We start from the raw sequence: 2213 nt of genomic DNA, 5'->3' as shown, positions 1-2213 counted from the left end.
CGAGGGGTCAGGTCACACGCTGCCGACCAGACTTCCCGGCGCACCAATGCTTCTTACCGTAGTCGGATCGATCAGGACATGCGCACCGCCACAGCCGAAAGCGCCGGACGGACCCAGGCCCGCTGCGACATCGCCGGCCGATGACGTCCAAGAGCGCCGCACCAGACCCGATCTTGCCCTGCCCGTCGGGTGAGGGCCGTTGCGCGTGCCGGAGGGGGGATCCGGTCCACGCGCTGGATCGGCACCACATCCCCTGCCGAAACGCGGTGCGCGGCCGGATCGCGGGTTCAGGTCTGTCTCCGTGGGTGCCTGCTCGGGGCCCGCCGCAGTGTCCTGTCAGGTGATCGTAAGGAGCGGATGCGGATCGTCGCCGGAAGGTCGCGAGGCGGGAGTGACGGTGGAGGGGCGGGACTGGGGATAGACGGCGGCGAGTATCGACTGGTGGGTGATCCATCCGATGACCGTGTCGCCGCTGGCGTCGAGGACGGGCAGGCAGTGGGAGTCGGTGCTGGTGAGGGCGTGCAGGGCGGCGGCGAGGCTGGTGGTGGCGCTGATGTGCGGCGGGCGGACGGACGGAGAGGTCGCCGACCGTTGCTGGTACGGCGGTCGGGTCGGGGGCGGCTCCGCTGGCGGAGACGGTGCTGTCGAGGGCGGTGGCGACGGCGTGCGCGGTGACGATGCCTTGGTAGCGGTCCTGTTCGTCGGCGAGGGGGAGAGCTGCGTGTGGAGATCTGGCGAGGGCCTCGGCGGCGTGGGTGAGGCTGGTGGAGGCCGGGATCGCTGGGGGTGCGGGGTGCGTGGCCTGGGTCGCGGGGATGGCGCGTAGGCGGCGGGTCTCGTGGGAGGCGGCGAGGTCGATGCCGCGGCGGGTCAGTTTCAGGGTGTAGACGGTGTCGTGGCTGAGTAGCCGGCTGATCAGGGTGGCGATGACGACGGCGGACATCAGCGGCAGGATGATCGTGTATTCGCCGGTGAGCTCGAAGAGAATGACGACGGCGGTGATGGGGGCGCGGGCGGCGCCGGCGAAGACGGCGCCCATGCCGACCAGGGCGTAGGCGCCGACGGGGGCGACGGATCCGGGGGCGAGGTCGTGGGCGAGCGTGCCGAAGGCGGCACCGGTGGCGGCACCGATGAACAGGGAGGGGGCGAAAACGCCGCCGGAGCCGCCGATGCCGATCGTCAGGCTGGTTGCGATGGTCTTGCCACCGATGAGGACGAGCAGGAACCACAGGGTGTACCCGCCGTGGACGGTGTGTTCGAGGACCGGGTAGCCGACCCCGTACATCTGGGGCAGGGCGAGCAGGACGACGCCGAGGAGCAGGCCGCCGACGGCGGGGCGGAGCCATTCGGGCCAGCGCCAGGCCCAGTCGCAGAGGTCCTCGATCAGGTAGAGCAGGCGGGTGAACAGCACGCCGACCAGGCCGGCGAGTGCTCCGAGCAACACGAACAGCAGGTATTCACCGCCGTGGCGGATCTCGAACACGGGCAGGGTCAGGAACGGCGCGGTACCGAAGGCGGCGCGTCCGATGATGCTGGCGGTGACGGCGGACAGGACGACGACGCCGAACGCCTCGGCGGTGAAGGACCGCAGGATGACTTCGAGGGCGAAGAAGACTCCGGCGACGGGGGCGTTGAAGGTGGCAGCGATGCCACCGGCGGCGCCGCAGGCGACGAGGATCGGCAGCCGATGGTGGGCGACTCGTAGGAGTTGGCCCAGGGCCGAGCCGAGGGCGGCGCCGATCTGCACGATGGGGCCTTCTCGGCCGACGGAACCGCCGGTGCCGATGCAGAGCGCGGAGGCCAGGGATTTGACGGCGGAGACGCGGGGTGCGATGCGGCCGTCGCGTTCGGCGACGGCGTACATCACTTCGGGTACACCGTGGCCGCGGGCCTCGCGGGCGAACCGGTGGATCAGCGGGCCGTAGACGCATCCGCCGAGGACGGGCACCAGCAGCAGGTACCAGTAGCCCAGGCCGGGGACGTGCGGGTTGGGTAGACGGCCGCCGGTCGAGCAGTCGGCCCTGCCGCAGAACACCTCGGTGAAGGCTTTGGAAGGCCACCGCGCCGAGCCCGACTCCGGCACCTATGACCACCGCCATGCCGGCCAGACCGGCTCCCGCCCATTGCGAGCCGAGGTCCACGGCTATCGTCCACCGGACCATGGCCGATCTGGATCGTTGCCACATGTGTACGTAGTCCAAAGGTCGTAGGGG

At 70.6% G+C, this 2213-nt stretch carries 1 protein-coding gene and 1 pseudogene; both read right to left on the bottom strand.

Translation table 11 applies throughout. The features are described from left to right. Positions 1-336: 336 nt before the first annotated feature. The gene (locus G6R24_RS23865; protein WP_338084487.1) at positions 337-525 is read right to left on the bottom strand and encodes a hypothetical protein; all 189 of its coding nucleotides are present in this window, start codon (positions 523-525) and stop codon (positions 337-339) included. Positions 526-706: 181 nt separating this feature from the next. Then, positions 707-1948 (bottom strand): annotated as a pseudogene (locus G6R24_RS23860) (chloride channel protein); the annotation flags it as partial. Positions 1949-2213: the final 265 nt, after the last annotated feature.

It is taken from the genome of Candidatus Frankia nodulisporulans (assembly GCF_902806475.1).
Taxonomy (GTDB): domain Bacteria; phylum Actinomycetota; class Actinomycetes; order Frankiales; family Frankiaceae; genus Frankia; species Frankia umida.
This window is presented reverse-complemented; position numbering and strand designations above follow the sequence as displayed.